Origin of the sequence: Nocardia sp. NPDC059240 (assembly GCF_042753865.1) — a bacterium.
Lineage (GTDB): Bacteria > Actinomycetota > Actinomycetes > Mycobacteriales > Mycobacteriaceae > Nocardia.
Genome location: NZ_JBHZAC010000019.1, coordinates 68,929 through 93,817 on the forward strand (window position 1 = coordinate 68,929; position 24,889 = coordinate 93,817).

At 67.9% G+C, this 24,889-nt stretch carries 24 protein-coding genes; 10 read left to right on the plus strand and 14 right to left on the minus strand.

Annotation, left to right across the window (positions count from 1 at the left end):
* Positions 1–90: 90 nt before the first annotated feature.
* Both ACFXHA_RS42760 and ACFXHA_RS42765 read left to right on the plus strand, forming a co-directional pair.
* Positions 91–870 (plus strand): SDR family NAD(P)-dependent oxidoreductase, encoded by a 780-nt coding sequence (locus ACFXHA_RS42760; RefSeq protein WP_379366796.1) that lies wholly within the window; start codon positions 91–93, stop codon positions 868–870.
* Positions 867–2,099 carry an alpha-hydroxy-acid oxidizing protein gene (locus ACFXHA_RS42765; RefSeq protein ID WP_379366706.1) on the plus strand — a complete coding sequence of 411 codons (1,233 nt, stop codon included), beginning with the start codon at positions 867–869 and terminating at the stop codon, positions 2,097–2,099. Before ACFXHA_RS42760 ends, ACFXHA_RS42765 begins: the two co-directional genes overlap by 4 nt.
* 80 nt (positions 2,100–2,179) lie before the next feature.
* On the opposite strand, the gene glnA is transcribed toward ACFXHA_RS42765, so the two are convergent.
* Positions 2,180–3,520, minus strand: a complete 1,341-nt coding sequence (glnA, locus tag ACFXHA_RS42770) for a type I glutamate--ammonia ligase (RefSeq protein ID WP_379366708.1) — start codon at positions 3,518–3,520, stop codon at positions 2,180–2,182.
* Between the two features lie 98 nt (positions 3,521–3,618).
* Positions 3,619–5,151: an alpha/beta hydrolase gene (locus ACFXHA_RS42775; protein WP_379366710.1), complete on the minus strand. Its 1,533-nt coding sequence runs from the start codon at positions 5,149–5,151 to the stop codon at positions 3,619–3,621.
* A gap of 266 nt (positions 5,152–5,417) precedes the next feature.
* On the opposite strand from ACFXHA_RS42775, the gene ACFXHA_RS42780 reads away from it, so the two are divergent.
* Positions 5,418–6,551, plus strand: a complete 1,134-nt coding sequence (locus ACFXHA_RS42780; protein ID WP_379366712.1) for a S1C family serine protease — start codon at positions 5,418–5,420, stop codon at positions 6,549–6,551.
* A 10-nt stretch (positions 6,552–6,561) separates the two neighbouring features.
* Here ACFXHA_RS42780 and ACFXHA_RS42785 read toward each other — a convergent pair whose 3' ends face one another.
* Positions 6,562–7,305, minus strand: a complete 744-nt coding sequence (locus ACFXHA_RS42785; RefSeq protein WP_379366714.1) for an SDR family NAD(P)-dependent oxidoreductase — start codon at positions 7,303–7,305, stop codon at positions 6,562–6,564.
* 39 nt (positions 7,306–7,344) lie between these two features.
* Positions 7,345–8,376 (minus strand): AAA family ATPase, encoded by a 1,032-nt coding sequence (locus tag ACFXHA_RS42790; RefSeq protein WP_379366716.1) that lies wholly within the window; start codon positions 8,374–8,376, stop codon positions 7,345–7,347.
* Between ACFXHA_RS42790 and ACFXHA_RS42795 the strand changes: the two genes are divergently transcribed.
* The 5 genes from ACFXHA_RS42795 (at position 8,366) to ACFXHA_RS42815 (ending at position 12,760) form a co-directional block, all read left to right on the plus strand.
* Positions 8,366–9,295, plus strand: a complete 930-nt coding sequence (locus ACFXHA_RS42795) for an alpha/beta hydrolase family esterase (protein ID WP_379366718.1) — start codon at positions 8,366–8,368, stop codon at positions 9,293–9,295. The two genes, ACFXHA_RS42790 and ACFXHA_RS42795, sit on opposite strands and share 11 nt — an antisense overlap.
* A 115-nt stretch (positions 9,296–9,410) precedes the next feature.
* Positions 9,411–10,265, plus strand: coding sequence for a 3-methyl-2-oxobutanoate hydroxymethyltransferase (gene panB / locus ACFXHA_RS42800; RefSeq protein ID WP_379366720.1), 855 nt, complete (start codon positions 9,411–9,413; stop codon positions 10,263–10,265).
* A 180-nt stretch (positions 10,266–10,445) separates the two neighbouring features.
* The gene (locus ACFXHA_RS42805) at positions 10,446–10,907 is read left to right on the plus strand and encodes a hypothetical protein (protein ID WP_379366722.1); all 462 of its coding nucleotides are present in this window, start codon (positions 10,446–10,448) and stop codon (positions 10,905–10,907) included.
* Positions 10,907–11,863, plus strand: coding sequence for a prolyl aminopeptidase (pip, locus tag ACFXHA_RS42810; protein WP_379366724.1), 957 nt, complete (start codon positions 10,907–10,909; stop codon positions 11,861–11,863). The genes ACFXHA_RS42805 and pip overlap by 1 nt, the downstream gene beginning before the upstream one ends.
* The gene (locus ACFXHA_RS42815) at positions 11,864–12,760 is read left to right on the plus strand and encodes a CHAD domain-containing protein (protein WP_379366726.1); all 897 of its coding nucleotides are present in this window, start codon (positions 11,864–11,866) and stop codon (positions 12,758–12,760) included.
* A gap of 21 nt (positions 12,761–12,781) precedes the next feature.
* Here ACFXHA_RS42815 and ACFXHA_RS42820 read toward each other — a convergent pair whose 3' ends face one another.
* On the minus strand, positions 12,782–13,495 hold the full coding sequence (locus ACFXHA_RS42820) for a TIGR00645 family protein (protein WP_379366728.1): 714 nt from the start codon (positions 13,493–13,495) through the stop codon (positions 12,782–12,784).
* 123 nt (positions 13,496–13,618) lie between these two features.
* On the opposite strand from ACFXHA_RS42820, the gene ACFXHA_RS42825 reads away from it, so the two are divergent.
* Positions 13,619–14,536: a DUF4436 family protein gene (locus tag ACFXHA_RS42825; protein ID WP_379366730.1), complete on the plus strand. Its 918-nt coding sequence runs from the start codon at positions 13,619–13,621 to the stop codon at positions 14,534–14,536.
* Positions 14,537–14,551: 15 nt separating this feature from the next.
* Here the strand turns inward: ACFXHA_RS42825 and dgoD are convergent, their stop codons facing one another.
* Genes dgoD through ACFXHA_RS42865 form a run of 8 tightly spaced genes read right to left on the minus strand, consistent with a single transcriptional unit; the run spans position 14,552 to position 22,874 of the window.
* Entirely contained in the window at positions 14,552–15,697 is a 1,146-nt protein-coding gene (dgoD, locus tag ACFXHA_RS42830; protein ID WP_379366732.1) for a galactonate dehydratase, read from the minus strand.
* Positions 15,694–16,449 (minus strand): SDR family NAD(P)-dependent oxidoreductase, encoded by a 756-nt coding sequence (locus ACFXHA_RS42835; protein ID WP_379366734.1) that lies wholly within the window; start codon positions 16,447–16,449, stop codon positions 15,694–15,696. The genes dgoD and ACFXHA_RS42835 overlap by 4 nt, the downstream gene beginning before the upstream one ends.
* Before the next feature lie 17 nt (positions 16,450–16,466).
* A complete protein-coding gene (locus ACFXHA_RS42840; RefSeq protein ID WP_379366736.1) occupies positions 16,467–17,432 on the minus strand; it encodes a sugar kinase in 966 nt (321 codons plus the stop codon).
* A complete protein-coding gene (locus ACFXHA_RS42845; RefSeq protein WP_379366738.1) occupies positions 17,429–18,190 on the minus strand; it encodes a bifunctional 4-hydroxy-2-oxoglutarate aldolase/2-dehydro-3-deoxy-phosphogluconate aldolase in 762 nt (253 codons plus the stop codon). Before ACFXHA_RS42845 ends, ACFXHA_RS42840 begins: the two co-directional genes overlap by 4 nt.
* Positions 18,183–19,229 carry an SMP-30/gluconolactonase/LRE family protein gene (locus tag ACFXHA_RS42850; protein ID WP_379366740.1) on the minus strand — a complete coding sequence of 349 codons (1,047 nt, stop codon included), beginning with the start codon at positions 19,227–19,229 and terminating at the stop codon, positions 18,183–18,185. Before ACFXHA_RS42850 ends, ACFXHA_RS42845 begins: the two co-directional genes overlap by 8 nt.
* Before the next feature lie 19 nt (positions 19,230–19,248).
* Complete coding sequence (locus tag ACFXHA_RS42855; protein ID WP_379366742.1) at positions 19,249–20,316, minus strand: ABC transporter permease; 1,068 nt, start codon at positions 20,314–20,316, stop codon at positions 19,249–19,251.
* A gap of 6 nt (positions 20,317–20,322) precedes the next feature.
* A complete protein-coding gene (locus ACFXHA_RS42860) occupies positions 20,323–21,834 on the minus strand; it encodes a sugar ABC transporter ATP-binding protein (protein ID WP_379366744.1) in 1,512 nt (503 codons plus the stop codon).
* Entirely contained in the window at positions 21,825–22,874 is a 1,050-nt protein-coding gene (locus ACFXHA_RS42865; RefSeq protein WP_379366746.1) for a substrate-binding domain-containing protein, read from the minus strand. The genes ACFXHA_RS42860 and ACFXHA_RS42865 overlap by 10 nt, the downstream gene beginning before the upstream one ends.
* 154 nt (positions 22,875–23,028) lie before the next feature.
* On the opposite strand from ACFXHA_RS42865, the gene ACFXHA_RS42870 reads away from it, so the two are divergent.
* A complete protein-coding gene (locus tag ACFXHA_RS42870) occupies positions 23,029–24,279 on the plus strand; it encodes an ROK family protein (protein ID WP_379366747.1) in 1,251 nt (416 codons plus the stop codon).
* 27 nt (positions 24,280–24,306) lie between these two features.
* On the opposite strand, the gene ACFXHA_RS42875 is transcribed toward ACFXHA_RS42870, so the two are convergent.
* Positions 24,307–24,738: an SRPBCC family protein gene (locus ACFXHA_RS42875; protein ID WP_379366749.1), complete on the minus strand. Its 432-nt coding sequence runs from the start codon at positions 24,736–24,738 to the stop codon at positions 24,307–24,309.
* Positions 24,739–24,889 lie beyond the last annotated feature (151 nt).

Sequence of the window (24,889 nt, forward strand, 5' to 3'; positions counted from 1 at the left end):
ATGGCTAATACGAGCAATATTCAAGCGATCATTCGATTCGCGATGCTAGGTTCGGGAGGCCAAACATCGGACCAATATCGTGAGGTGGCCATGGAACCCCCGGAGCTGGATGGACTCGCCGCGGTCGTGACCGGAGGTGGATCGGGCATCGGCCGGGCCGTCACCGCAGCCCTGCGCGCCGCAGGCGCACGCGTCGCGGTCCTCGACCTGAATCCCGGCCCCGCCGTGCCCGACGGACCCGCCCTGAACTGCGATGTGGCCGACGATGATTCGGTGCGCGCCGCCGTCGCCGCCGCTGTGGCCGCCTTCGGCCGCCTCGATATCGTGATCAACAATGCGGGCATCGGCGCGCAGGGCACCGTCGAGGACACCACCGACACCGAATGGCGGCAGGTCCTCGAGGTGAATGTGCTGGGCGCGGTGCGGGTTTCCCGCGCCGCACTGCCGCACCTGCGCCGCTCCCCCGCCGCGGCCATCGTGCACACCTGCTCCATCGCCGCCACCACCGGCCTGCCCAACCGCGTCGCCTACAGCGCCAGCAAGGGCGCGATCCTGGCCCTCACCCGCGCCATGGCCGCCGACCACCTGGCCGAGGGCATCCGTGTCAACTGCGTCAACCCCGGAACCGTCGACACCCCTTGGGTCCAGCGACTACTCGCCGCCGCCGAGGATCCGGCCGCCGAACTGGCGGCCCTGCGCGCCCGCCAGCCGCACGGGCGACTGGTCACCGCCGAGGAGGTCGCCGCCGCCGTGCTCTATCTGGCGAGCCCGCGCGCATCCTCCACCGCCGGAACGATGTTGGAGGTGGACGGCGGCATGCATTCGCTGCGCTTGCGCACCCCCGAGGTCGTGGAAAGTATCGAACGGTGACCGAACGCAGAATCCCGAAGGCCCGCGACCTGACTCCCCTGCTGAAGTTCGAGCGCCCCTTCGGCGGGCGAGCACGGCAACTCGCACGCGCGCAGACCATCTGGGACCTGCGCGAACTCGCGCGCAAACGCACGCCCAAGGTGGCCTTCGACTACACCGACGGGGCAGCGGACGCCGAGATCGGCCTCGAGCGGGCCCGGCAGGCGTTCCGCGACATCGAGTTCCGCCCGGAGATCCTGCGCAACGTTGCCGACACCGATACCGCCACCACCGTTCTCGGCGGTTCCGCGCGGCTGCCGTTCGGCATCGCACCCACCGGCTTCACCCGCATGATGCACACCGCGGGTGAGATCGCGGGCGCACGCGCCGCGCAGCGGGCGGGCATCCCGTTCACCCTGTCCACCATGGGCACCACCGCCATCGAAGACATCGCGGCGGCAACGGATCCCGGCGCGCGCAACTGGTTCCAGCTCTACATGTGGAAAGACCGCGATCGCTCCATCGCGCTGGTCGAGCGGGCCGCGAAGGCCGGATTCGACACCCTCGTCGTCACGGTCGACGTGCCGGTGGCGGGCAATCGACTGCGCGATGTCCGCAACGGCATGACCGTGCCGCCGTCCATCACCGCCACCGGCGCACTCGACGCGCTGCGAAAGCCTTGGTGGTGGTGGGACTTCCTGACCACCGAACCGCTGGCCTTCGCCTCCCTGGACCGCTGGTCCGGCACCGTCGCCGAACTGCTGGACTCCATGTTCGACCCCACCGTCGATTTCGACGATCTGGCCTGGGTGCGGGCACAGTGGCCCGGCCGGGTACTGGTGAAGGGCGTGCAGACGGTGGCCGACGCCAAGCGGCTGGCCGCGCTGGGCGTGGACGGCATCGTGCTGTCCAATCACGGTGGCCGCCAACTCGATCGGGCTCCGGTGCCGCTGCACCTGTTGCCGCGGGTGGTCCGGGAGGTCGGTGCGGACCTGGAGATCCATCTCGACACCGGCATCCTGCACGGCGCCGATATCGTCGCCGCGATCGCGCTCGGCGCGCGCTTCACCCTCATCGGCCGCGCCTATCTCTACGGCCTGATGGCGGGCGGCGAGGCTGGTGTGGATCGGGCGATCGAGATCCTGCGCACGCAGCTGGTGCGGATTATGCGGCTACTCGGTGTCAGCACCCTCGAGGAGCTCGAACCCCGGCACGTCCACCTGCTGGAACGCTATCGCCCGTCCGAATAGCTCCCGGTACGCGAACGGGCCGCGATCACCGAAGTGATCGCGGCCCGTTGGCGTCGAAGCGTTTACAGCCGTCGAAGCAATTACAGCCCGAGGTATTCCTTGAGCTCGTAGGGCGTCACCTGGTTGCGGTAGCCCGCCCACTCGCGGCGCTTGTTGCGCAGGAAGAAGTCGAAGACGTGCTCGCCCAGGGTCTCGGCGACCAGTTCGGACTTCTCCATGTTCTTCAGCGCCTCGTCCAGCGACGCGGGCAGCTCACGGAAGCCCATGGCGCGACGCTCGGCCGACGTCAGCGACCACACGTCGTCCTCGGCCTCCGGCGGCAGCGTGTACCCCTTCTCGATCCCGCGCAGACCGGCGGCCAGCAGCACCGCGAAGGTCAGGTACGGGTTGCAGGCGCTGTCAGGGCTGCGGATCTCGACGCGACGCGAGGCCGCCTTGTTCGGGGTGTACATCGGAACCCGCACCAGCGCAGAGCGATTCGAGCGGCCCCAGGAGGCGGCCGTCGGGGCCTCGCCGCCGTGCACCAGGCGCTTGTAGGAGTTCACCCACTGGTTGGTGATCGCGGAGATCTCGTGCGCGTGCTCGAGGATGCCCGCGATGAAGGCGCGTGCCGTCTCCGACAGGTTGTCCGGGTCGTCCGGGTCGGCGAAGGCGTTCTGCTCACCCTCGAACAGCGACATGTGGGTGTGCATGGCCGAACCCGGGTGATCGGCGAACGGCTTGGGCATGAAGGAAGCCCGCACGCCCTCGTCGATCGCCACTTCCTTGATCAGGTAGCGGAAGGTCATCACGTTGTCGGCCATGGACAGCGCGTCGGCGTAGCGCAGGTCGATCTCCTGCTGGCCCGGCGCACCCTCGTGGTGGCTGAATTCCACGGAAATGCCCATGGATTCCAGCGAGTCGATGGCGTGGCGGCGGAAGTTCGGGGCCTCGTCGTGCACGGCCTGATCGAAGAAGCCGCCATTGTCGGCCGGGATCGGCTGCGAGCCGTCGTGCGGGCCCGGCTTCAACAGGAAGAACTCGATCTCCGGGTGCACGTAGCAGCTGAAGCCCAGGTCAGCAGCCTTGTTCAGCTGACGCCGCAGCACGTGCCGCGGATCCGCCCAGGACGGCGAACCGTCCGGCATGGCGATATCGCAGAACATGCGCGCGGAGTGCTGATGCCCCTTCGACGTGGACCACGGCAGCACCTGGAAGGTGGAGGGGTCCGGCTTGGCCACCATGTCCGCCTCGGAGACCCGGGCAAACCCTTCGATGGCCGATCCGTCGAAGCCGATTCCTTCTTCGAACGCGCCCTCCAGCTCGGCGGGCGCGATCGCTACGGACTTCAGATAGCCCAGGACATCGGTGAACCACAGTCGCACGAAGCGGATATCGCGCTCTTCGAGCGTGCGGAGGACGAATTCCTTCTGACGGTCCATGTCCGCGACTGTAGGGGCCGGGAGTTAAATCCGTGTTACATGGATGGACCAAGTCGTTCGGGCGCGTCGGGCTTCATCTACCTCACCCCCGCGGGGCCTCAGCAAGTGAGGCCCTTGGCGGGCTCTTTCAGGTCGATGAGGTAGGAGACCACCGGATCGTCGACGCACTTGTTTCCCTGCAACGACACGGTGTGTTGAGAGCCCTTGAAGGTGATCAGGTCCGCGCCCAGCTGCTTGGCCAGGTCCACACCGGACTGGTACGGGGTGGCCGGGTCGTCGGTGGTGGAGATGACGACGGTCGCGGGCAGGCCCTGGATCGAAAGCACGTGGGGCGTGCTGGTATTCGGGACCGGCCAGAAGGCGCACAGCTCCAGCGGCGCGGCATTGCTGCCGTGGCCGTCGTCGCGGAAGGGGGCGACGCGGCGGAAGTCGGCGTCCTGTTTGGCGGTGACGGCCCGGTCGGTGATGGCCGGATCGTCCACGCAGCGAATGGCGTTGAACGCGTCGGAGCTGTTGTCGTAGGAGCCGTCGTCGTGGCGGCCGTTGTACATGTCGGCCAGCGCCAGCAGGGTGTCGCCGCTGCCCTGCTGCACCTCGCGCAGGCCCTTGGTCAGGGCCTTCCACAGCCGCTGCGAGTAGAGCGCCTGCTGGACACCGGTGATGGCATCGCCGTAAGGCAGGCCGCGCGGGTCCTGGGTGGGAACGGGCTTGTCCCACAGCGGATTGATCAGGGCGCGGAACTTGTCGGTGGCCTGCTTCGGATCGTCACCGAGCGGGCAGTTGGTCTTCTCGGTCTGCGCGCAGTTGGCCGCGTAGTCCTCGAACGTCTTCTGGAAGGCCTCGGCCTGGCCCAGGGATTCCTTGAGCGGATCCTGATCCGGCTTCAGCGCGCCGTCGAGCACCAGGGCCCGCACGTGATCGGGGAACTTCTCGGCGTAGGAGTAGCCGAGGCGGGTGCCGTAGGAGTAGCCCAGGTAGGTCAGCTTCGCGTCACCCAGCACGCCACGGATGACGTCCATGTCCTGCACGACTTCCCGGGTACCGACGTGGGCGAGGAAGTCCTTGCCGGTGCGCGTGACGCACTTGTTCGCGAAGTCCTTGGCCTCGGCCTCGTTGGCCGCGATGCCGGCGGGCGAGTTGTCCTTGTTGGGTTCGGCGCGCTGGGCGTCGTCCTCGGCCGCGGTCATGCACTGGATGGACGGCTGCGACGCGCCGACACCGCGCGGGTCGAAGCCGATGCGGTCGAACTGTTCGGCCAGCTTGGTGTTGTCACCCACCGTGACCATGTTCAGACCGGTGACGCCGGGGCCGCCCGGATTGAGCAGCAGCGAGCCGATCTTCTTGCCGGAGGCCTTGACTCGCGAGATCGCGATCTTGGCGGTGGCGCCGTTCGGGTTGGCGTAATCGACCGGGACGGTCACCCGGGCGCACTCGGTGCCCTTCGGGACGTCGTCGTCGCTTTGGCCGTAATCGGTACAGCTGCCCCAGGTGAGCTGCTGATTGTAGAAAGTATCCATGCCCACCGGGGTGCTCGAGGTGGGCTTGCCGTCGACCACGCTGGTGCACGCAGCCGCGGTCATCGCCAACGTCGTCACCAAGAGCACGACCCGGCCGGTTCGCATCAACGCCATGCCACGATCGTGCCATCCCCGTGAATCCACCCTCGCACCCCTTCCACCGCTGCTCATATACATCTCCGTTTACATCGCGGCTCGCGCGCCTGTGCGCAACGTCACCGATCGCCGCGCGACCTGACCGATGGCACGGAACTGCGACGCTAGAGGTTCGGAGCCGACTCCACGCGGTACGTGGGTGTTCACACGGTTAGTCCCCAGGCCGCTCTCAGAAACCGCATGCTTAATGGAAGCAACTGGGGGCTCTACTTATGAGGGACGTCATGAACGTGCAACCACAGTCGCCGGACCGCTCCGCCGCGGGTTCGACGCGCTCACGCACCATTCGGGCCGCTGCGGCCGCTGCCGTGGCACTGGCCGCCACCCTGGGCCTGGTGGCCTGCGGGCCGAACACGCTGGTGCCCGGCAATCCGGTCGCGCAGTCGCCGGGGCAGGTGACGCAGAGTCAGCCGATCGACTTCAGCACGCCCGCAGCCGATCTCGACGCGGCCGCGCAGACCGTGGTGCCGGGCATCGTGGACGTCAATACCGAGCTCGGCCTGGCGAACGGGGAGGGTGCCGGCACCGGCATCGTCCTGAGTTCGGACGGGATCGTGCTCACCAACAACCATGTGGTGGAAGGCGCGACCAAGATCTCGGTCACCGATCTGGGCAACGGGCAGACCTATGACGCCGTGGTGCTCGGCTTCGACCGCAGCGAGGATATGGCCGTCATCAAGCTGACCGGAGCGTCCGGTCTGCAGACCGCGCCGCTCGGCGATTCCAGCAAGGTGGGTGTCGGCGATCCGGTGGTCGGGGTCGGCAATGCGGGCGGCCGCGGCACGCCGACCGCCGCCGCGGGCAAGGTGACCGCTCTCGATCAGGCCATCACCGCCAGTGACGATTCCAGTGGCAGCTCCGAGCAGCTCACCGGTCTCATCCAGATCGCCGCCAATATCGAACCCGGCGATTCCGGTGGGCCGCTGGTCAATTCGGCCGGTCAGGTCATCGGCATGGACACCGCCGCGTCCAAGGGCTTCCGTTTCAACAACGGTGGCGGGCAAGGCTTCGCCATTCCGATCAACAAGGCGCTGACGGTCGCCAAGAAGATCCAGGCGGGCCAGTCCACCGATGTCATCCACATCGGTGACACCGCCTTCATCGGCGTCTCGGTCACCTCCACCACCGGCGGCGCGCAGATCCGCGGCGTGGTGCAGGGCGGGCCCGCCGACCAGCTCGGCCTGCAAGCCCGCGACACCATCACCGCGGTCGACGACCACACCGTCACCTCGGCCACCGATCTCACCGCCACCATGGACCAGCACCACCCGGGCGACACCGTCACCCTGAAATGGATCGACCCGACGGGCCAGAACCAGTCGGCCCAAGTCAAACTCGCCAAGGGCCCCGTCGGCTAGCCGATCTCGCTCAGCCGCGACCGAGCACGGCTCCCCCGTTGATCTGCAGAATCTGCCCGGTCGTCCATCCCGCCTCCGCCGAGGTGAGATGGGCGATCCCCGCAGCCACATCCTCGGGTGTTCCGGCGCGACCCAGCGGAATCTGTGCGGCCCGGTCGGCCACCAGCTCCGGAGTCAACCGTCCGGTCCAGAACTCGGTATCGGGCACGAACCCGGGAGCCACCACATTGACGGTGATGCCTTGCGGCGCAACCTGTTGCGCCAACCCCAACGCCCACCCGTGCAGCGCCGCCTTCGCGGCCCCGTAGGGGCCGGACCCACGCAGACCCGCGATCGAGCTCACCGCAACGATCCGCCCACCCGGCGCCGCCATATGCGGCACCAGCGCTTCGGTCAACAGCACCGCGGTGAGCACGTTCAACCGAAAGGTCTCGGTATAGACGGCCGCCAGGTTGTCCAGGTCGGCCGGATCGAACGCCAGGCTGGTACCGGCATTGTTGACCAGCACATCCACGGGCCCGGCCGCCGCGATCGTCTCGACGACAGCCCGAACCTGCTGGGGCTCGGTGAGATCGGCGGTGGCGGTGGTCACCCGTTCAGCCCCGACACTCGAATTGATCTCCTTGGCAGCAGTTTCCAGCACCCCCGCCCGCCGCCCGACGATAATCACGTCCACGCCGTCGGCCGCCAGCCGCCGCGCCACCGCCTTCCCGATCCCGGTCCCACCACCACTGACCACCGCAAGCCGCGCCATCATCACTCCCCTGATCGCTGAATCGGATTCCGGCCGAACCTACTTCATGCCACGGCGCAAATTCGATGTGAAACGAATTTGGTCGGCGAGACGGGAGCAATCGACCGGCCCGCTTGTGTCGACAACAAGGGTGGCCGTCAACTCGAGTGGTGCGGCGTGAGCGGCCCACGTGTCCCAGTTGTCGGCGAGGCGTTGCCGGTCTTCGTAGAACGCCGGACGGTTTCGGCTCACGTAGCGAGCCCGTGCGATGTCGGCGGGGACATCGCACCAGATCTCGACGGCGTGCGATGCGCCGCTGTTCCGGATTCCGGTACGGGCGAAGTGAAGATCGCGCGGCTTGAACCACCAGGAGTCGATGACGACCGTGCCCGAGATCGCCTGCGCCAGCGCCCAAACCGTCTCCATCGCGATTCCGCCGAGCGCGCGCAGTCCAGCGGCATCGTCAAGACAGGCCGCAAGCGCTTCCTTGACGGCGTCCTTCGATAGGAACTGGGCATTCAACGACTGGGCAAGCGATCGCCCCAGTGTCGACTTGCCCGACCCCGGAAGTCCGTTGACCAGCACCAGGAGTTTGTCCATCGAATCATCATGACGAACGGCTCGCAGGGGCTGTACGGGTCCGCCGACCCGAATCATGCTCGAGCCGACTCCACTTCCGCCCGGCCCGGCGACCGCGACCACCGGCACTCCCGCCTGCTGGAGCGCGGCGATGTCCCGCACGATGGTGCACGGGGTCACCTCGTAGCGCGCGGCCGGCTGCCGGGCCGACCGGGGGCGGGGGCTGTAGGCCCGCAACTCCTCGGCCAACGCGTACCGCCGCTCGGTTTTGGTCACCCGCGGTTTGTCGCCGGCGCTCGCGAATCCCGATGTGCGCGAACCGGGTTGCGCGCCGTGGCGGGGGTGGCCGCCGGGTCGACGGCGACGGCGTGCGCGGTACGGCTCGACGGCCTGGTGAAATCGGTCGGCCAATTTTGTTGAATCGATTGAATTTTCGGTCGTGGGCGTCGGTAATGTGTCAGTGAACTGCGGAGGCATCCTGCGCGTATCACAACAGGGATCGATGGCGAACATAGAAGTGCAGGTCGATGGGCGACGGAGGTCGTTCGCGCTGCGATTGCCCGCCCAGCGGGGAGCTGACCTGCCGTTGGTGGTGGTGTTGCACGGCAATCGCTCGTCGGTGCTCGGGCCGGTGCAGCGGTTCGCCGATGCGAGAGCGCGGCGCGGCACCGGATTCGATGCCTGCGTAGACCGGTACGGGATCGCGGTCGCCTATCCGGATGCGTTCGGCGGTGGCTGGGCCGACGGGCGCGGGGTGTCGGCGGGTGACCGCAACGGTGTCGACGACGTCACCTTTCTGCGCGCGATCTCATGGTGGTGCGCCGAACAGTGCGGCACCCGCGATGACGGGGTGCTGGTCGCCGGAATCTCCAACGGCGCGTTCATGGCTCACCGGATGGCCTTGGAGGCCGCCGATCTGGTGTCCGCCTTCGTCGCGGTCGCGGGCGGATTGCCCGCCGCGCTGACCGGCGTGCGGCCGACCCACGCCGTCTCGGCCTTACTGATGAACGGGACGGCCGACCGGATCGTCCCGATCGGGGGCGGCCATTCGCGCCGGCGTGGCCCGAACGGTGAACTCCGTGGCCGCACCCTCTCGCTCACCGAATCCGGCCGCCGCTGGGCCGCATCGAATCGCTGCACCGGCATCGAGACCGCCGAGCGGCACCCCGCCGGCCCCGCCCCGACCGATCTGGCGGTGACCCGCCGCGCGGTCGGCGACGGCGTCGGCGGCACCCGGGTGGAAACCTGGGCCATCCACGGCATGGGCCACACCTGGCCCGGCGCCCCCGTCCCCACCCTCCTCCAGCCGCTGCTCGGCAAATCCCCGCTGAACATCGACGCGGCCGACGAATTCTGCCGTTTCTCCCTACCGCGCCTCACCCCCGCCGACGAACGCCGCCTCCCACCCGCCGCGGAGCTACGCGTCCAATAGCCGATGTGAGGAATTCCATCTCCGGGGTGAGCGGGGCGAATGGCAGACTGAGGGGCGTCATAGCAACCCGGGGACCCGGTGACGGGCCTCGAGGAACGACGAAAGAGGGACGATGATGTCCGTATCTGATGCGGAAACGCCCGTGTATGGGGCTGTGGCGGCCAAGGCTCCGGCTAAGCGGAAGACCCGCGTGCAGCATCTGCAGGAGATGAAGCAGGCGGGCGAGCGGTGGTCGATGCTCACCGCGTACGACTACTCCACGGCCCGGATTTTCGAAGACGCCGGGATTCCGGTGCTGCTGGTCGGGGATTCGGCCGCGAATGTGGTGTACGGCTACGACACCACGGTCGCGATCACGATCGACGAGTTGATTCCGCTGGTTCGAGGCGTCGTCAAGGGTGCGCCGCATGCACTGGTGGTGGCGGATCTGCCGTTCGGCAGCTACGAGTCCTCTCCCGAGCAGGCACTCGCCACGGCCGTGCGGTTCATGAAGGAGGCGGGCGCGCACGCGGTGAAGCTCGAGGGTGGTGAGCGGGTCGCCGACACCATTCACAAGCTGACCGCGGCGGGCATTCCGGTGATGGCGCACATCGGGTTCACCCCGCAGAGTGTCAACACGCTGGGTGGCTTCCGGGTGCAGGGCCGTGGCGACGGGGCCGAGCAGCTCATCGCCGACGCCATCGCGGTGCAGGAGGCGGGCGCGTTCTCGGTCGTGATGGAGATGGTGCCGGCCGAGCTGGCCGGGCAGGTCACCCGCAAGCTGACCATTCCGACCGTCGGCATCGGCGCCGGCGTGGAATGCGATGCGCAGGTGCTGGTCTGGCAGGACATGGTGGGTTACACCGGCGGCAAGACCGCCAAGTTCGTGAAGCAGTTCGCCGATGTCGGTGGCCAGTTGCGCAGCGCGGCAGCCACTTACGCGGACGAGGTGCGGCGCGGCGTGTTCCCGGGTCCGGAACACAGCTACTGATCGGCACGGTCGCAGCGTGAACAGGAACGCCCTCGCGGATTGTCGCGGGGGCGTTTTTCGGCGGCGGCCACGATAGCCGACAGCTATCGACACGTATTCGGCCCCTGCCTTCTCGGTCCACAACCCGGTTTTGGTGGCAGACTCGGTAGCCAACGAGCTGGATCGACCAAAGGGAAGTTCATGGATCGTGGAAGTAGTCGCTGGGTTCGACGGGCGCCGCTGGTGATCGCCGGTGTAGCCGCCCTCGCATTGGTCGCGGCCTGTGGGGACAATTCCTCGACCGGATCGACGCAGCCGAAGGGCTCGGGCTCGCCGCTCACCTCCACCTCGGTGCCGAGCACCAGTGGCGCGCCGACCACGGGCGCGAACGGCGCGGGCTTGAACGTCACCGATGATCAGGCCAAGCAGCTGTGCGACCTGCTGCGCCCGCAGCTGTCGGACTGGCGGGTGCAGACCCCGACCATGGACAAGGTTTCGCTCAACGCGACCGTCATCCAGTGGGCGGCACAGAACGGCCTGTTCCTGCCGAACGAGCGCGGCGTGGTGGATCGGGTCACCACCAAGAGCTGCCCGGATGTGCGCAGCGAGGCGATCAAGGCGATCGAGATCCCGGATCTGGCCTCGGGGCTGGTGGCCGGCTGATGCGGACCCTGTACCCGCCGATCGAGCCCTACGAGAAGGGCATGCTGGAGGTCGGTGACGGCCAGTCGCTCTACTACGAGGTGAGCGGCAATCCGGACGGCAAGCCCGCGGTGTTCCTGCACGGCGGACCGGGCGGCGGCACCTCGCCGTATCACCGGCAGTTCTTCGATCCGCAGGCGTACAAGATCGTCGTGTTCGATCAGCGGGGTTGCGGCAAGTCCACCCCGCACATCGCCGACGGGGCGAGCCTGGAGCACAACACCACCTGGCATCTGGTCGCCGATATCGAAAGGCTGCGAACGCATTTGGGCGTCGACGCCTGGCTGGTGTTCGGCGGTTCCTGGGGTTCGACGCTGGCCCTGAGCTATGCTCAGAAACACCCGGACCGGGTCACCGAATTGGTCTTGCGCGGGATATTCCTGTTGCGGCGCAAGGAAATCGATTGGTATTACAATGGCTCCGCGGGGTACGTGTACCCCGATGAGTGGGAGAAGTTCCTGGCGCCGGTGCCGGAAGCCGAACGCGGGCAAGACCTGGTCGAGGTCTACCACCGGCTGCTGCACTCCTCCGACGATGCCCTCGCCACCGACGCGGCCGTCGCGTGGTCGACCTGGGAGGGTTCCACGAGTTCCCTGCTGCCGCACCCGGATCGGGTCGCCGAGACCGCCGACCCGCGGTTCGCGCTGGCCTTCGCCCGCATCGAGAACCACTATTTCGTCAATCACGGCTTCCTCGACGAGGGGCAGCTGTTGCGCGATATCGACCGCATCGCGCATATTCCCGGCGTGATCGTGCAGGGCCGCTACGACGTGGTGTGCCCGGCGACCAGTGCCTGGGATCTGCACAAGGCCTGGCCCGCTTCGGAATTGCACATCGTGCCCGACGCCGGTCACGCCGCTCTCGAACCCGGCATCACCCACCATCTGGTGGAAGCCACCGACAAATACAGGACGTAGATGAGTACCACAGCCGGTCCCGCCTTGGTCGACGCAGTAGCCGCCGATGTGGACCGGCTGTGTACAGCCGAACCCGATGTGCGCCAGGATCTTCCGGATTCGGTGCATTCCATGCGGGTGGCCACCCGGCGACTGCGCAGCGTGCTGAAGTCCTATCGCCGGATCCTGCGGCGCAAGCCCGTCGGTGAGATCACCGACGAATTGCGCTGGCTGGCCGGACTGCTCGGGGTGGCGCGCGACGCCGAGGTGCGGGCCGAACGCTTCGCCGCGCTGCTCGGCGACGCCGGGCCCCCGTTCGACGAGAAGACGGTGCCGCTGGGCGAGAAGTCCGCGCCCCGAAAGGGTTTCGGCGACCAACTGGTGGCCGAGCAGCGGCGTTTCTACACCGGTGCGCATCGGGCCGTGGTGGACTCCTTCGACAGCCGCCGCTACCGTCACCTGCTCGATCGACTACACGGGATGCTCGCCGATGCCCCGCTGCGCCCGGCGGAGGCACGCAAACCGGCCGATCACGTTTTCGCCGAGGTACTGCGCCACGATTTCCGCGAGCTGCGCCGGCTGGTGCGGGAGGAACCCAGCCTCACCGAGGAGGAGCGGGTCGAGCACCTGCACGATATTCGCAAGGCGGCCAAGCGATTGCGCTATTCGGCCGAGGCCGCCACCGCCGTACTCGGCGAGCCCGCCACCGAACTCGGTAAGAAGGCCAAGCGCCTGCAGGGCGTCCTCGGCGATCACCGTGACGCCGTGGAATCCCTGCAGACCCTGCGCACCCACGCCGCCCACGCCGACGAGTCCGGCTACGAACGGCTCTGCGCCGCCGAGGAAGCGGCGGCGGCCAAGGCGTTGGAGCAGTACCCGGCCGCCGCCGAATTCCTGCGCCACCACCCGCTGGGCTGAGCGCAGCCCCTCGGGTTGCACCTAGTTGCTGCGCGCGGCCGCCGGGTCGCCGTTGCTCCAGCCGCCGGGATGCGGGTTCTGGAACGCGCCGGGGTGCGGGGCGGGCAGCGCGGGAGCCGGTGTCTCATGACCGTTCTCGTGGTGGTTGCTCTCGTGGTTGCCGTGGTGGTGCGCGGCGTGCGGCATGATGCGGTCGATCCAGGCCAGCAGCACCGCCGAGAACACGAACGACAGGTGGATGATCACCGGCCACAGGTACCGGGCGGAGTGCTCGCCCGGGTTGGGGTCGTTGGTGATGCTGATGAAGGTCTTGAGCAGGTGGATCGAGGAGATGCCGACGATCGACATGGCCAGCTTCACCTTCAGCACATTGGCGTTCACCTGGGCCAGCCATTCCGGCTGATCCGGGTGCCCGTCGATGCGCAGCCGCGATACGAAGGTCTCGTACCCGCCGACGATCACCATGATCAGCAGGTTGGAGATCATGACGACGTCGATCAGCCCCAGCACCGCGAGCATGATGCTGGTTTCGGCATTGCCGTCGGAGAACAGCCCGTGCACCAGATCCCAGAGTTCGCGCAGGAATTGCCACACATACGCGGCCTGCGCCACGATCAGGCCGAGGTACAGCGGCAGCTGCAGCCAGCGGCTCAGGAAGATGAAGTAGCCGAGGCTGCGCTGCTGGGCCGCCTCGGGAGATGTCGTGGTCGGTTGGTTCGGGTACGGGAAAGCCATGGGACCCAATACAGCACGCAGGAAATCAAGCCCCGATCAGTTCTCGATCAAGCCCGGACCTCTCGGTCTGCAATTGATGTCTTCCTGATCGATCGTTGATCGGCGCGCCGATAGGTTCGCGGCGTGCAACACGGAATTCAGCAGAAACGCCGCGGACCGCTGTGGCTGGTCGCGATCGCGGCGGCCGTCATCGTGGGTCTGGTGCTCGCCCTGTCCACCTACGAGGTGGGCCGAACCCGTTCGGAGGCTTCGCATCCCTTCGGCAATGCCGCGGTCAAGGATCGCGTGGACCTCAATATCTGGGTCGGCAAGATCGACCCGACCACCCAGACCGCGACCGTCGAGGTGCTGGCTAATCCGCGCGGCGCGCTCGCCGACAAGAACGGCCGCTTCGCCTCCGACGCCCTGCTGTACACCTCGGCGCTGAAGGCCGACCCGATCAAAATCAAGGCGGGCGAACCGATTTCCGCCGCCGAGGTGAAGATCGTGGTGGAGGGCACCCTCACCGATTACCCGTTCGACTCCTATGACTCCGTGCTGGCCTTCGATGTGTTCAGCGGCGACAAGCCGTTGCCGACCGCGGCGACCGTCGCCAGCGGCGAGACCTTGTTCGCCGTGAGTGAGTCGCCGGAGAACAGCACCGACAACGGCATCGACCTGACCCTGCATGCGAGCCGTTCGCTGCCGTCGCTGGTGTTCGCGGTGTTCATCATGATCCTGATGCTGGGTCTGGCCCTGGCCGCCGCCATCGCCTGCTACTACGTGCTGGCCGGGCAGCGCGGCCTGATGTTCCCGGCCGTATCCATGATGGGCGCACTGCTTTTCGCGCTGGTGCCGCTGCGCAATGCGGTGCCGGGTGGCGCGCCGATCGGGTCGATCATCGACTTCACGTCGTTCTTCATCGCCGAAGGGATTATCGCGGCGGCGCTCGTCAGCACCGTGGTCGTCGGCTACCGGGTGGAAATCGCCAGAGAGCGTGCGGAAGCCGCCGCCACCCAGCACCCGACGGATCAGTTCCGCCCACTGGTCCCGCAGCGCTGAACCATCGGGCGCTGATCACCATTCGGCGAACGAGCCGTCCCTGCGCTGCCAGACCGGGTTCCGCCAGCGGTGCCCGGTCTCGGCCGCGCGGGCGACGGCGTCGGCGTCGATCTCGATGCCCAGTCCGGGTGCGGTGAGCAGCCCGGCATGGCCGTCGCGGTAGGCGAAAACCGTGCGGTCGACGAGGTAGTCGAGCAGGTCGGAGCCGGTGTTGTAGTGGATGCCCAGGCTCTGTTCCTGGATCAGCAGGTTCGGGGTCGCGAATCCGACCTGCAGGCTGGCCGCCAAGGCGATCGGCCCGAGCGGGCAGTGCGGGGCGAGCGCGATATCGCGGGCCTCGGCGAGCGCGGCGATGCGCCGGACCTCGGAGATGCCGCCGGCATGGGACAGATCCGGTTGCACCACGGCCACACCGCGTTCGAGCACCGGCAGGAAATCCCACCGCGAATAAAGCCTTTCGCCTGTCGCGATGGGAATGCTGGTGGCGCTGGTGATCTCACCGATCCGATCACTCACCTCCGGTACCAGCGGTTCCTCCACGAACATCGGCAGGTACGGCTCGAGCAGCGGCAGTACCCGTCGCGCCATGGCGACCGAGAGCCGGCCGTGGAAGTCGACGGCGATATCGAACTCGTCGCCGACCGCCTCCCGCACCGCGGCCACCCGCTCGACGATGCCGAGGGTGGCGCGCGGGGTGTCGATGGGTTCCAGTTCCGCCGACGCGTTCATCTTGATCGCGGTGAAGCCCTGGGCTTTTCGCTCCAGCGCGGCATCCGCCACATCGTCGGGCCGGTCGCCGCCGATCCAGCTGTAGACGCGGATGCGGTCGCGCACCGCCCCGCCGAGCAGCTGCCACACGGGTACACCGAGCGCCTTGCCGGTGATGTCCCACAGCGCCTGATCGATGCCCGCGACCGCGCTCGACAGGATGGGGCCGCCGCGATAGAAGCCGCCCTTGGTGAGGGTCTGCCAGTGTGCCTCGATCCGCGCCGGATCCTCGCCGACGAGGTAGTCGGAGAGTTCCTCGACGGCGGCGGCCACCGTGTGGGCGCGGCCCTCGATGACGGGTTCGCCCCAGCCGGTGATGCCCGCGTCGGTGTCGATGCGCAGGAAGCACCAGCGCGGCGCGACCAGGTAGGTGGTGAGTGCGGTGATCTTCACCGGGATTCCTTTCGCACGCTCCAGCCGCCGTCCACCACCAGGTTCGCGCCGGTGATGAAGGAGGCGTCGTCGGAGGCGAGGAAGGCGATGGCGGCCGCCACTTCCTCGGGTGCGCCGAGACGGTCCAGAACCGTTGCGCGGGCGGATAATTGACGTCCTTCGGCATCCACGTCGTCCCAGACCGGCGTGAGGATCGGTCCGGGCAGGACGGCGTTGACCCGCACCCGGTCCTGCCCGTACTCGACCGCGAGCTGCCGTACCAGTGCGGTCAGTCCGCCCTTGGCGGCGGCGTAGACCGGGTAGCCGGGCAGCCCGAACTGGGCGTGCACGCTGGAGACGGCGACGACACTGCCGTGCCGGGTGCGCAGATCGTCGATGAAGGTCCGCACGCCCAGGAACAGCGGGGTGAGATTGACCGCGAGCCCGTCGTCCCATTGCCGCCTGCTCAGCTCGTGGGCCGGGATGATCGCCTGCCGGGAAGCGTTGCTGCACAGGAAATCCACCGGGCCGAACCGTTCGTTGACCCGCGTCCGCAATGCCTCCCACGACTCTTCGAGCGTGACATCGCACCACCGGTACTCGGCGTGCGCGCCGGTCGCCCGGATCTTTTCCGCCACTTCGCGTCCCGCGGTCTCGTCGATATCGGCGATCACCACCGTCGCGCCCTCCGCCGCCAGTCGCCACGCCGTGGCCGCCCCGATTCCCGAGGCCGCCCCGGTGACGACGGCAACCCTGTCGGTCAACCGGCTCATGCTCTTCCCCTTCGTGCTCATCGCTGAATGTCGGCCCCGTCGAGCAGCCCGAGCTCGTCGCGATAGGGCAATCCCGCCCAGTCGCCGGGCACCGAGACGGCGAACGCGCCGCAGAGTGCGGCCAATCGCAAACGCTCCGAGACGGATCCGCCGTCGAGCAGTCCGGCCAGGTATCCGGCGACGAACGCGTCCCCGGCCCCGACCGGGTCGACGGCGGTCACCGGTACCGCACCCTCGCGTAGTAATGCCCCGTCGCACCAGGCGGCCGCACCGTCGGAGCCGAGTTTGAGCACGACCTCCGAAGGGCCTTGCGCCGCCAGCGATTCGGCGATCGTGACCAGGTCTTCCGGCACCAGGTCCGGGCGGGCGAACCACAGCAGCAGGGCGGCTTCGTCCAGTCCGGCGAAGAGGATATCGGCGCGCGACACCAGTTTCGCCAGCTCGGCGGCGGCCTCGGCGGGCGTCCACAGCGCACTGCGATAGTTGACGTCCAGGGACACCGGCACACCCGCGTCGGCCGCGATCCCGACGGCCAGATCGACCGCGGCGCGCGCCGAATTACTGAGTGCGGGAGTGATTCCCGTGATGTGCAGGACCCCGGCGGCGGTGATCCGGGCCGCGTCGATCTGGTCGACGCAGAGGTGTGCGCCCGCCAGGCCACGCCGGTAGTAGGTGACCCGGGTCCGGTCGGCGGTGCGGCGTTCCCGCAGCATCAGCGCGGTCGGCAGGTCCGGATCGAGTCGGCAGTCGGCGAGGTCCACCTGCTCGGCGCGCAGCCGATCGAAGATCATGCGGCCCACCGCATCCGCGCCGACACTCCCGATCCAGGCGCTGCGGTGGCCGAGCCGGCTCACGCCGATCGCGACGGTCGCCTCCGCGCCGGCGAAGTCCATCCGCATGCCCGCGCCGGGGGCGAGCGGACCGGGGTCGGTGGCCGCGATCACGCCGAGCGCCTCGCCGAGCGTTACCAGTCCGCCCCTCATGACAGCTGGTCCCGCAAGATACGAACACGCTCCCGCAGCGCATCGAGATCGCCACCCGCACAGGCGTCCCCGATGAGCGGCGAACCGATCCCCAGCGCCGCGGCCCCCGCCTCCAGATACGCGCGAACCTCGTCGAGCCCGACCCCGCCGGTGGGCACCAGCGGGATCTCGGGCAGCGGCGCACGCACCGCCCGGATATACCCCGGCCCGCCCACTGCGGCCGGAAAAACCTTCACCATGCGACTCCCGGCCGTCCACGCCCGGTGAATCTCGGTGGGCGTGAACGCACCCGACACCACCGGCACCCCGAGACTCCGCCCCGCCGCGATCACCTCTTCGATGACAGCAGGCGTGATCAGATACGCGGCCCCCGCTTCCACCGCCCGTTCCGCATCCGCCGCGCTGAGCACCGACCCCACCCCGATCCGATGCGCGAATCCCGCACACTCCTGAACCGCCTCCAACGCGCCCGCACTGGTCAGCGTGAATTCCACTGCCGTAATGCCGGATTCGTGCAGCACCGCGGCCACCGCCGCGAAACGGTCCGCCCTCGGCGCACGCAGAATCGCGATGATCGGAACCTCCGGCCGCAACGGATCGCCCATGGGCACATCCGCGGGCGAAGCGCCCGGCGCGGTCGCGTCATCCGGGCCCGAATCACGCTGGGCCGCATCCCCGGAGCTCACGAGCCGCAGAGCGGACCGAACCTCCGCGCGGGCCGCACTCGATCCGGCGGCCCCCGATATCTCATCATTCATCTGCCAAAACCAGCTTCTCGTCGGCGAACGGTGTCGCGGGGCGGCCGATCACGCCGGGAACGCAGGTGAACAGGCTGCCCGCGTGAGGTTCCCGGGCAGCCTCGCGTTCCGCCGCCGTGGTGATGACCAGAACATCCAGGTCGGGACCGGCGAAGGTGCAACTCGACACCTGGGAGGGCCCGACTTCGACTGTCGTGCGAAGCGTTCCGTCCGGATCGAAGGCCCGCACCTGACCGGCACCCCACACGGCCACCCAGACATTGCCCTCGGCATCCACGGTCAACCCGTCCGGGTCGCCGTCGGCGAAGTACGCGAAAGGTCTTCCTGCACCGATGGTTCCGGAATCGAGGTCGTAGTCGAAGGCATCCACGCGACGGGTGGGGCTGTCGGCGTAATAGAGGGTGCGCCCATCAGGACTCCACCCGAGGCCGTTGGAGATCGTGACGCCGGTCCGCAGCATGCTGAGAGTTCCGTCCGGATCAACCCGATAGAGCGCAGACCCACCAACGCCCCCTTCCTCCGCCATAGTCCCCGCGAGCAGCCTCCCCCGCGGATCGACCTTCGCGTCATTGAGCCGACTCCCCACCCCGTCCCCAGCCAGCGGCACCCGCGCAAAAAGCTCGGCGACCCCACTCCTATCCGCACCCGCCATCCCGGCGTCGCTACCCTTCGTCATCCCGGCGTGCTTTTGGCCGGGATCCATAGCCACAGGGTGGATTCCGGCCAAAGGCACGCCGGAATGACGGGGTGCATCGTCGATTCGGAAGATGGCGTCACCCACTGCCACCAGCAATCCGCCCGAAGCGCACGGCAGCACCGCGCTGAGGGGTGGCTCGAGGCTGATCGTGTCGCGCAGGACCAGGTCGGGGTGCGCCGCGCGATCCATCGGACCCGGGGTGGCATCGGTCAACGTGGCGCGGTGGATGTGGCCTGCGCGAATGTCGACCCAGAGGAGGTGCTGGGTGCGCGGGTCCCAGATCGGGCCTTCGCAGAGGCGGCCGGGTGGGAGTGCGCACACGTGTGCTGTGAGAGTGTCCATCAGGTGCTCCGGGCGGGGGTTAGGTCGGCAGGCCGACGGCGCGTTCGCCGCTGCGGCGTTGTTGGATGACCACGGCGGCGACCAGGAGGGAGCCCTGGGCGACGTTCTGCCAGAAGGTGTTGACGCCGACTACGTTCAGGCCGTTGTCGAGCGCGCCGAGCAGGATGACGGCGAGGAGGGTGCCGCCGACGGTGCCCTTGCCGCCCTTGAGGGCGCAGCCGCCGAGCGCGGCGGCGGTGATCGCCTTGAGTTCGAGGCCTTCACTGCCGGAGACCGGTTGGCCGGATCCGGTGCGGGCGGTGAGGATGATGCCCGCGATGGCGGCGACCGCGCCGGCCAGCATGTAGACCGCGATCAGATACTTGTTGATGTTGATGCCGGAAAGCCGTGCGGCCGTGTCGTTCCCGCCGATGGCGTAGATATTGCGGCCGATATCGGTGTATTTGAGCAGTACGTGCACGCCCAACGCGACGACGGCGAGGACGATCACCGGCACCGGCAGCCCGAGGATCTTGCCGCGCGCCAGGAAGATGAACACATCGTTGTCGAGGACGAAACCCTGTGCCTTGCCGCCCGAGATCAGCTGGGCGAGACCCTTGTACGCGGCCAGCGTGGCCAGCGTCGCGATCACCGGATTGACGCGGCCGTAAACGATGATGAGACCGTTGGCCAGGCCCAGCACCAGGCCGACGCCGACCGCGGCGAGCATGCCGACGAAGGCGTTGCTGCCCGCCGAGGTGAAGGCCATGGCACTGATCACCGAGGCGACCCCGGCCTGCGAGCCGACCGAGATGTCCAGCGCGCCGCAGATGATGACCACGGTCTGCACGACGGCCAGCAGCCCGAAAACCGTGACCGCGTCGCCGATTCCGGCGATATTGCGGGGATCCAGATACCCGTCGTTGAGCCAGGCGAAGATGGCCACGACCACCACCAGCGCGCCGATCAGGCTGAGATTGCCGGTGCCGATGCCCCGGATCACCTTTCCCGGGGTGAGCGTGGACAGGCCGCCGAGGTAGCGGGCGAATCCCGGCGGTGGCGCGGAAACCGGTGTGTCGGTGATCGATTCGATTCTCTGGTCGGTCATGTCTTCCTACGTTCGCTGCGCGGTCAGGTCATTCGCCATGGCCAAGGCGAGGATCGCTTCTTCGGTGGCGTCGGCGCGGTCGAGTTCGCCGGTGACCCGGCCCTGCTGCATGACGACGATGCGGTCGGCCAGCCCGAGCACCTCGGGCAGCTCCGAGGAGATCACCAGCACCGCCACACCGGAGGAGGCCAATTCCTCGATGACGTGGTAGATCTCGATCTTCGCGCCGACGTCGACGCCGCGCGTGGGCTCATCGAGGATCAGCACCGTGGGTTTGCGGGCCAGCCAGCGCGCCAGCACCACCTTCTGCTGATTACCGCCGGAGAGCTTGCGCACCTCCTGCTCGATGGAAGGTGTTCGCACCCGCAGGGATTCGACGTATTCGAGCGCGAGCTGACGTTCCGCGCCCCGGCGGATGAACCGCCAACGCCGCAGCCGATCCAGCATGGCCAGCGAGATATTGTCGCGCACACCGCGATGCAGCAGCAGCGCCTGCGCCTTGCGTTCCTCGGGCGCGTAACCCATTCCGGCCCGCACCGCGTCGCGCGGTTGCCGCAATCGCACCCGCTTGCCGTCGATGCGCACTTCCCCGGACCGGATCGGCAGGTCGCCGGCGAGCGCACCGGCCAGTTCGGAGCGGCCTGCGCCGACCAGCCCGGCCAGCGCCACCACCTCACCGGCCCGCACCCGCAGGCTCACGTCCCGCACGTCGTCGGTGGTGACCCGGTCCACCTCGAGCAGCACCCGCCCGAGTTCGGAATGCTTGCGCGCGAACACCGTCGACAGGTCGCGCCCGACCATCATGCGCACGATTTCCTGCTCGTCGATGTCGGCGGTGTCGCGCACGCCGACCAGCGCGCCGTCGCGTAGTACAGCCACCCGGTCGGCCAGTTGGAAGATCTCCCGCATCCGATGCGACACGTAGATCACCGCGAGTCCGCGGTCACGCAGGCGGCCGATCAGCGCGAACAGCGATTCGGTCTCGTGATCCGACAGCGAGGAGGTGGGCTCGTCGAAGGCGATGACCTTGGCGTCGGTGGTGAGCGCCCGCATGATCTCGACCAGTTGCCGTTGCGCGGCAGTCAGTTTGGAGCCGAGCGTCTCCGGGTCGAGGTCCCGGTCGAAGCCGAGCCGTTCCAGGTCGGCACGCATGCGTGCGCGCAACGCCGCACGATCCAGCAGTCGACCGGCTCGGCGCGGGAGAGAACCGAGATAAACGTTCTCCGCGACCGAAACGTGCGGCACGATCTCCGGCTCCTGGCCGATCACCCGGATACCGGCCACCCGCGCATCGGCGGGACTCGCCAATTCCAGTGGTACCCCGTCGAGTTCGAGGCTTCCGCCGTCGGGCCGATGGTCGCCGCCGAGGATCTTGATGAGCGTGGACTTGCCCGCGCCGTTCTCCCCCATCAACGCGGTCACCACGCCGGCCGGGAAGTCCAGGCTCACCTCGCGCAGCGCCGGCACCCCGGCGAAGCCCTTGGCGAGCCCGGCGACCCGCAGTCCCGTCAGCTGCACGTGACGCCCGCCTGCTGCCAGTTGCTCGCGTCCACCATCTGCGTCGGCGCGAATGCCTCCGCGGGCATGGCCTTTCCGTTCTTCAGGTAGTCGACCATGGTCTGCACGGCCAGCGCACCGACGTCCTTGCCATTGATGAACAGCGCCGCCTTGAACCCGGTCGGCTTGCCGCCGCGCCATTCCTTGCAGGCCAGGTACGCGCCGAGGCCGACCCCGAGCACATTGTCGGCGGCGTAACCGGCGTTCTGGATGGCCGCGACACCACCGCTGACGTTCTCGTCATTGCAGCCCATGACAATCCAGTTCTTCACCGACCGATTGCCCGCCACCGTCGCGGAGATCTTGTTCTGCGCGTCCGACGGCGTGTTGTCGGTGCCGACCTCGATCACCTTCACATCCGCGCCCGAAGCGTCCTTGAACGCCTTCTCGTTCGCCTTCACCCGGTCGGTGCAGACGGTGACGTCCTGCTTCCAGGCGTCGACGATCGCGGTCTCCTCCGGCTTCCAGCCCAGCTTCTTGAAGTCCTGGCCCGCGCGGGTGCCGACCTCGGTACCCATTTGGGTGCCACTGAATCCGACGCGCGGCACCAGATTGTCCTTGGCGCACGACGACGGATCCGGGCCGTTGGTGCAGACCTGGTCGTCGGAGGTGAGCAGGGCGACGCCACCGGACTTCGCCAACTGCGCGACCTGCGGGCCGACCGAGGGATCCGGCACCACCACGATGACGCCGTTGGCCTTCTGGTTCACCGCGTTCTGCACTTCGGTCACGGCCTTGTTGGCGTCATTGCCGAGGTTGACCACCTTCAGGTCGACGCCGAGCTCCTTGGCCTTGGCCTTCGCGCCGTCGGCCTCGCCGATGAAGTACTCCTGATCGCCCTGCTTCTGCGCGTAGACGAGGCTGACCGTACCCGTATCGTGCTGCGGGCCCGCGGTATTCGAGCCGGAATCCTTGCCGGACGAGCAGGCGGTGGCGGCCAGGGTCAAGACGGCCGCGCAAACTATTGCGCTGGTCCATCGGCGTCGGTGGGTCCAGGACATGAGGACTCCTAGGTGATCTGCCACACAGTTGGCGTCGCTAGTGATGCCGGTTACAGTAGGACTTCGGATAACTATTGTAAATACTGTTGAGAGAAGTAAATTCGCGAAGGGCTCCGGTATCTTCGCGGCAACAGCGAGAAGGAGTGGCGGGGCCGTGTACCAGCTGACCGCGCGGGATATCCGGCGCCGCAACAGGTTCTGTGTGCTGCAGGCGGTATACGCCGCCGCCGGGCACACCAGCCGCCAGGAGATCGCACAGGCCACCGGGCTGTCGTTCGCGACCGTCGGCAATATGATCGCCGAACTCCTGGACGTGGGGGTGCTGGCCGAACTCGGATACGAGGCACCCGGAATCGGGCGGCCGCGCGCGCAACTGGCCATCAACCCGGATCGCGGGCGGCTGATCGGCGTCGATATCGCCGAAACCAGCATCCACGTGGACATTTTCGATCTGGCGATGACGGTGCTGCGGTCGAGTGAGATCCCCGTCGATCCGGCCGCCACCACACCGGCCGACATCGTCGAGCTCATCGTGCACGGCATCGGCGAGGTCCTCGGCACGGTGCCCGGCGATGCCGGCAAGCTGCTCGGCATCGGCCTGAGCGTGCCCGGCCTGGTCGAGCCGGAAACCGGGACCTCGGTGTTCTCACCGTACTGGCACTGGCGTGACGTACCGCTCAAAACCCTACTGGAGCAGCGACTTCCGTATCCGCTGTACCTGGACAATCCGCTCAAGGCCAGCACCGCGGCGCAGCTGTGGTTCGGCGCGGGACGCGATGTCGACGATCTGATCGTCGTCACGCTGCGGGCGGGCGTCGGTATCGGCGTGGTGATCGACGGCATGCTGTATCGCGGTGTCACCAACAGCGCGGGCGAATGGGGGCACACGAATCTCGTCCTCGACGGCCGAGCCTGCACGTGCGGCCGCAACGGTTGCGTCGAAGCCTATGTCAGCGCCCCCGGCATCGCGGCCACGCTGCGCGAGATCGATTCCGCCAGTGAACTTCTCGCAATCGACGATGCGACCACCATCGCGGCGGTGGCCGCCGCGGCGGCCCGGCACGATCCGGTCGCCACGGCGGTCATCGACAGGACCGGCCAATACCTGGGCGTCGCGGTCGCCAATCTGGTGAACCTGTTCAACCCGCGCCGCATGGTTTTCGGCGATCTGGTCGCCCGCCAGCTCGGTACCCCCTTGCTGGAGGCGACCCGTCGCGCCGCCGCCCACCACGCCATGGCGGCACCCTTCGCCGCCGTCACGCTCGAACTCGACACCCTCCCCCACAACCCCTCCAGCCTCGGCGCGGCGACCTTTGCGCTGGAAGGCTTCCTGGCCGATCGGGAAACCTTCACCTCGGTCGCCGCCCGCCGGTCCCGGCGTCCGGAGACATCCGCCCCCGCCTGACCTCGGCCCGTACGGAACCGGCCGCGGTCAGCCGATCCGGTCGCTCGAGTTGGCCTCGGCCACCGCGACCAGCTTGTCGACGGTCGGCGGGAGTTCCTTCGACAGGATCGCGCGCATGATCGGGCGCAGGATGAACGCGGTCGGGCCACCGGCGCTGATGTCGAAGGTGACCTCGCACCCGGTCTCGGTGACCTCGATGCTGTGCACCCAGTCCATCCGCCCGCCCATCGGGAGGAAGAAGCGGTCCGTATAACGCTGCGGGCGAACACATTCGATGATTTCCCAGGTACGCTCGGGCTGCCCCTTCAGCTTCACGGTGCCGCGGGTGCCCATTCCGAATTCGCCGCCGATCGATTCGATCGCATCGTCCCAGCGGGTGCGACCCTCGAGATTGGCGAACAGCTCCCAGATGACTTCCGGGGCAGCGGTTGTGGTGCGGGTGATGGTGATGACCTTCATGGCGAACCCCCCTGCTAGTACAAATGTTTAAGACATTTGTACTATAGCGTGGACGAGGCCGACCGCAACAGGGAATTCCGCGGATTCGTACCCGGGGCGATGATTTTCGGGTGGGCACGTCGTCGACTCTCCGGATGGACCGAAAGACAGG

Excerpts from the sequence above, each read along its gene's own strand:
- ACFXHA_RS42760 (WP_379366796.1), top strand. The coding sequence starts at position 91 with ATGGAACCCCCGGAGCTGGATGGACTCGCCGCGGTCGTGACCGGAGGT.
- glnA (WP_379366708.1), bottom strand. The coding sequence starts at position 3,520 with ATGGACCGTCAGAAGGAATTCGTCCTCCGCACGCTCGAAGAGCGCGAT.
- ACFXHA_RS42775 (WP_379366710.1), bottom strand. The coding sequence starts at position 5,151 with ATGGCGTTGATGCGAACCGGCCGGGTCGTGCTCTTGGTGACGACGTTG.
- ACFXHA_RS42780 (WP_379366712.1), top strand. The coding sequence starts at position 5,418 with ATGAACGTGCAACCACAGTCGCCGGACCGCTCCGCCGCGGGTTCGACG.
- ACFXHA_RS42785 (WP_379366714.1), bottom strand. The coding sequence starts at position 7,305 with ATGGCGCGGCTTGCGGTGGTCAGTGGTGGTGGGACCGGGATCGGGAAG.
- ACFXHA_RS42795 (WP_379366718.1), top strand. The coding sequence starts at position 8,366 with ATGGCGAACATAGAAGTGCAGGTCGATGGGCGACGGAGGTCGTTCGCG.
- ACFXHA_RS42790 (WP_379366716.1), bottom strand. The coding sequence starts at position 8,376 with ATGTTCGCCATCGATCCCTGTTGTGATACGCGCAGGATGCCTCCGCAG.
- panB (WP_379366720.1), top strand. The coding sequence starts at position 9,411 with ATGTCCGTATCTGATGCGGAAACGCCCGTGTATGGGGCTGTGGCGGCC.
- ACFXHA_RS42805 (WP_379366722.1), top strand. The coding sequence starts at position 10,446 with ATGGATCGTGGAAGTAGTCGCTGGGTTCGACGGGCGCCGCTGGTGATC.
- pip (WP_379366724.1), top strand. The coding sequence starts at position 10,907 with ATGCGGACCCTGTACCCGCCGATCGAGCCCTACGAGAAGGGCATGCTG.
- ACFXHA_RS42815 (WP_379366726.1), top strand. The coding sequence starts at position 11,864 with ATGAGTACCACAGCCGGTCCCGCCTTGGTCGACGCAGTAGCCGCCGAT.
- ACFXHA_RS42820 (WP_379366728.1), bottom strand. The coding sequence starts at position 13,495 with ATGGCTTTCCCGTACCCGAACCAACCGACCACGACATCTCCCGAGGCG.
- ACFXHA_RS42835 (WP_379366734.1), bottom strand. The coding sequence starts at position 16,449 with ATGAGCCGGTTGACCGACAGGGTTGCCGTCGTCACCGGGGCGGCCTCG.
- ACFXHA_RS42840 (WP_379366736.1), bottom strand. The coding sequence starts at position 17,432 with ATGAGGGGCGGACTGGTAACGCTCGGCGAGGCGCTCGGCGTGATCGCG.
- ACFXHA_RS42845 (WP_379366738.1), bottom strand. The coding sequence starts at position 18,190 with ATGAATGATGAGATATCGGGGGCCGCCGGATCGAGTGCGGCCCGCGCG.
- ACFXHA_RS42850 (WP_379366740.1), bottom strand. The coding sequence starts at position 19,229 with ATGGACACTCTCACAGCACACGTGTGCGCACTCCCACCCGGCCGCCTC.
- ACFXHA_RS42855 (WP_379366742.1), bottom strand. The coding sequence starts at position 20,316 with ATGACCGACCAGAGAATCGAATCGATCACCGACACACCGGTTTCCGCG.
- ACFXHA_RS42865 (WP_379366746.1), bottom strand. The coding sequence starts at position 22,874 with ATGTCCTGGACCCACCGACGCCGATGGACCAGCGCAATAGTTTGCGCG.
- ACFXHA_RS42875 (WP_379366749.1), bottom strand. The coding sequence starts at position 24,738 with ATGAAGGTCATCACCATCACCCGCACCACAACCGCTGCCCCGGAAGTC.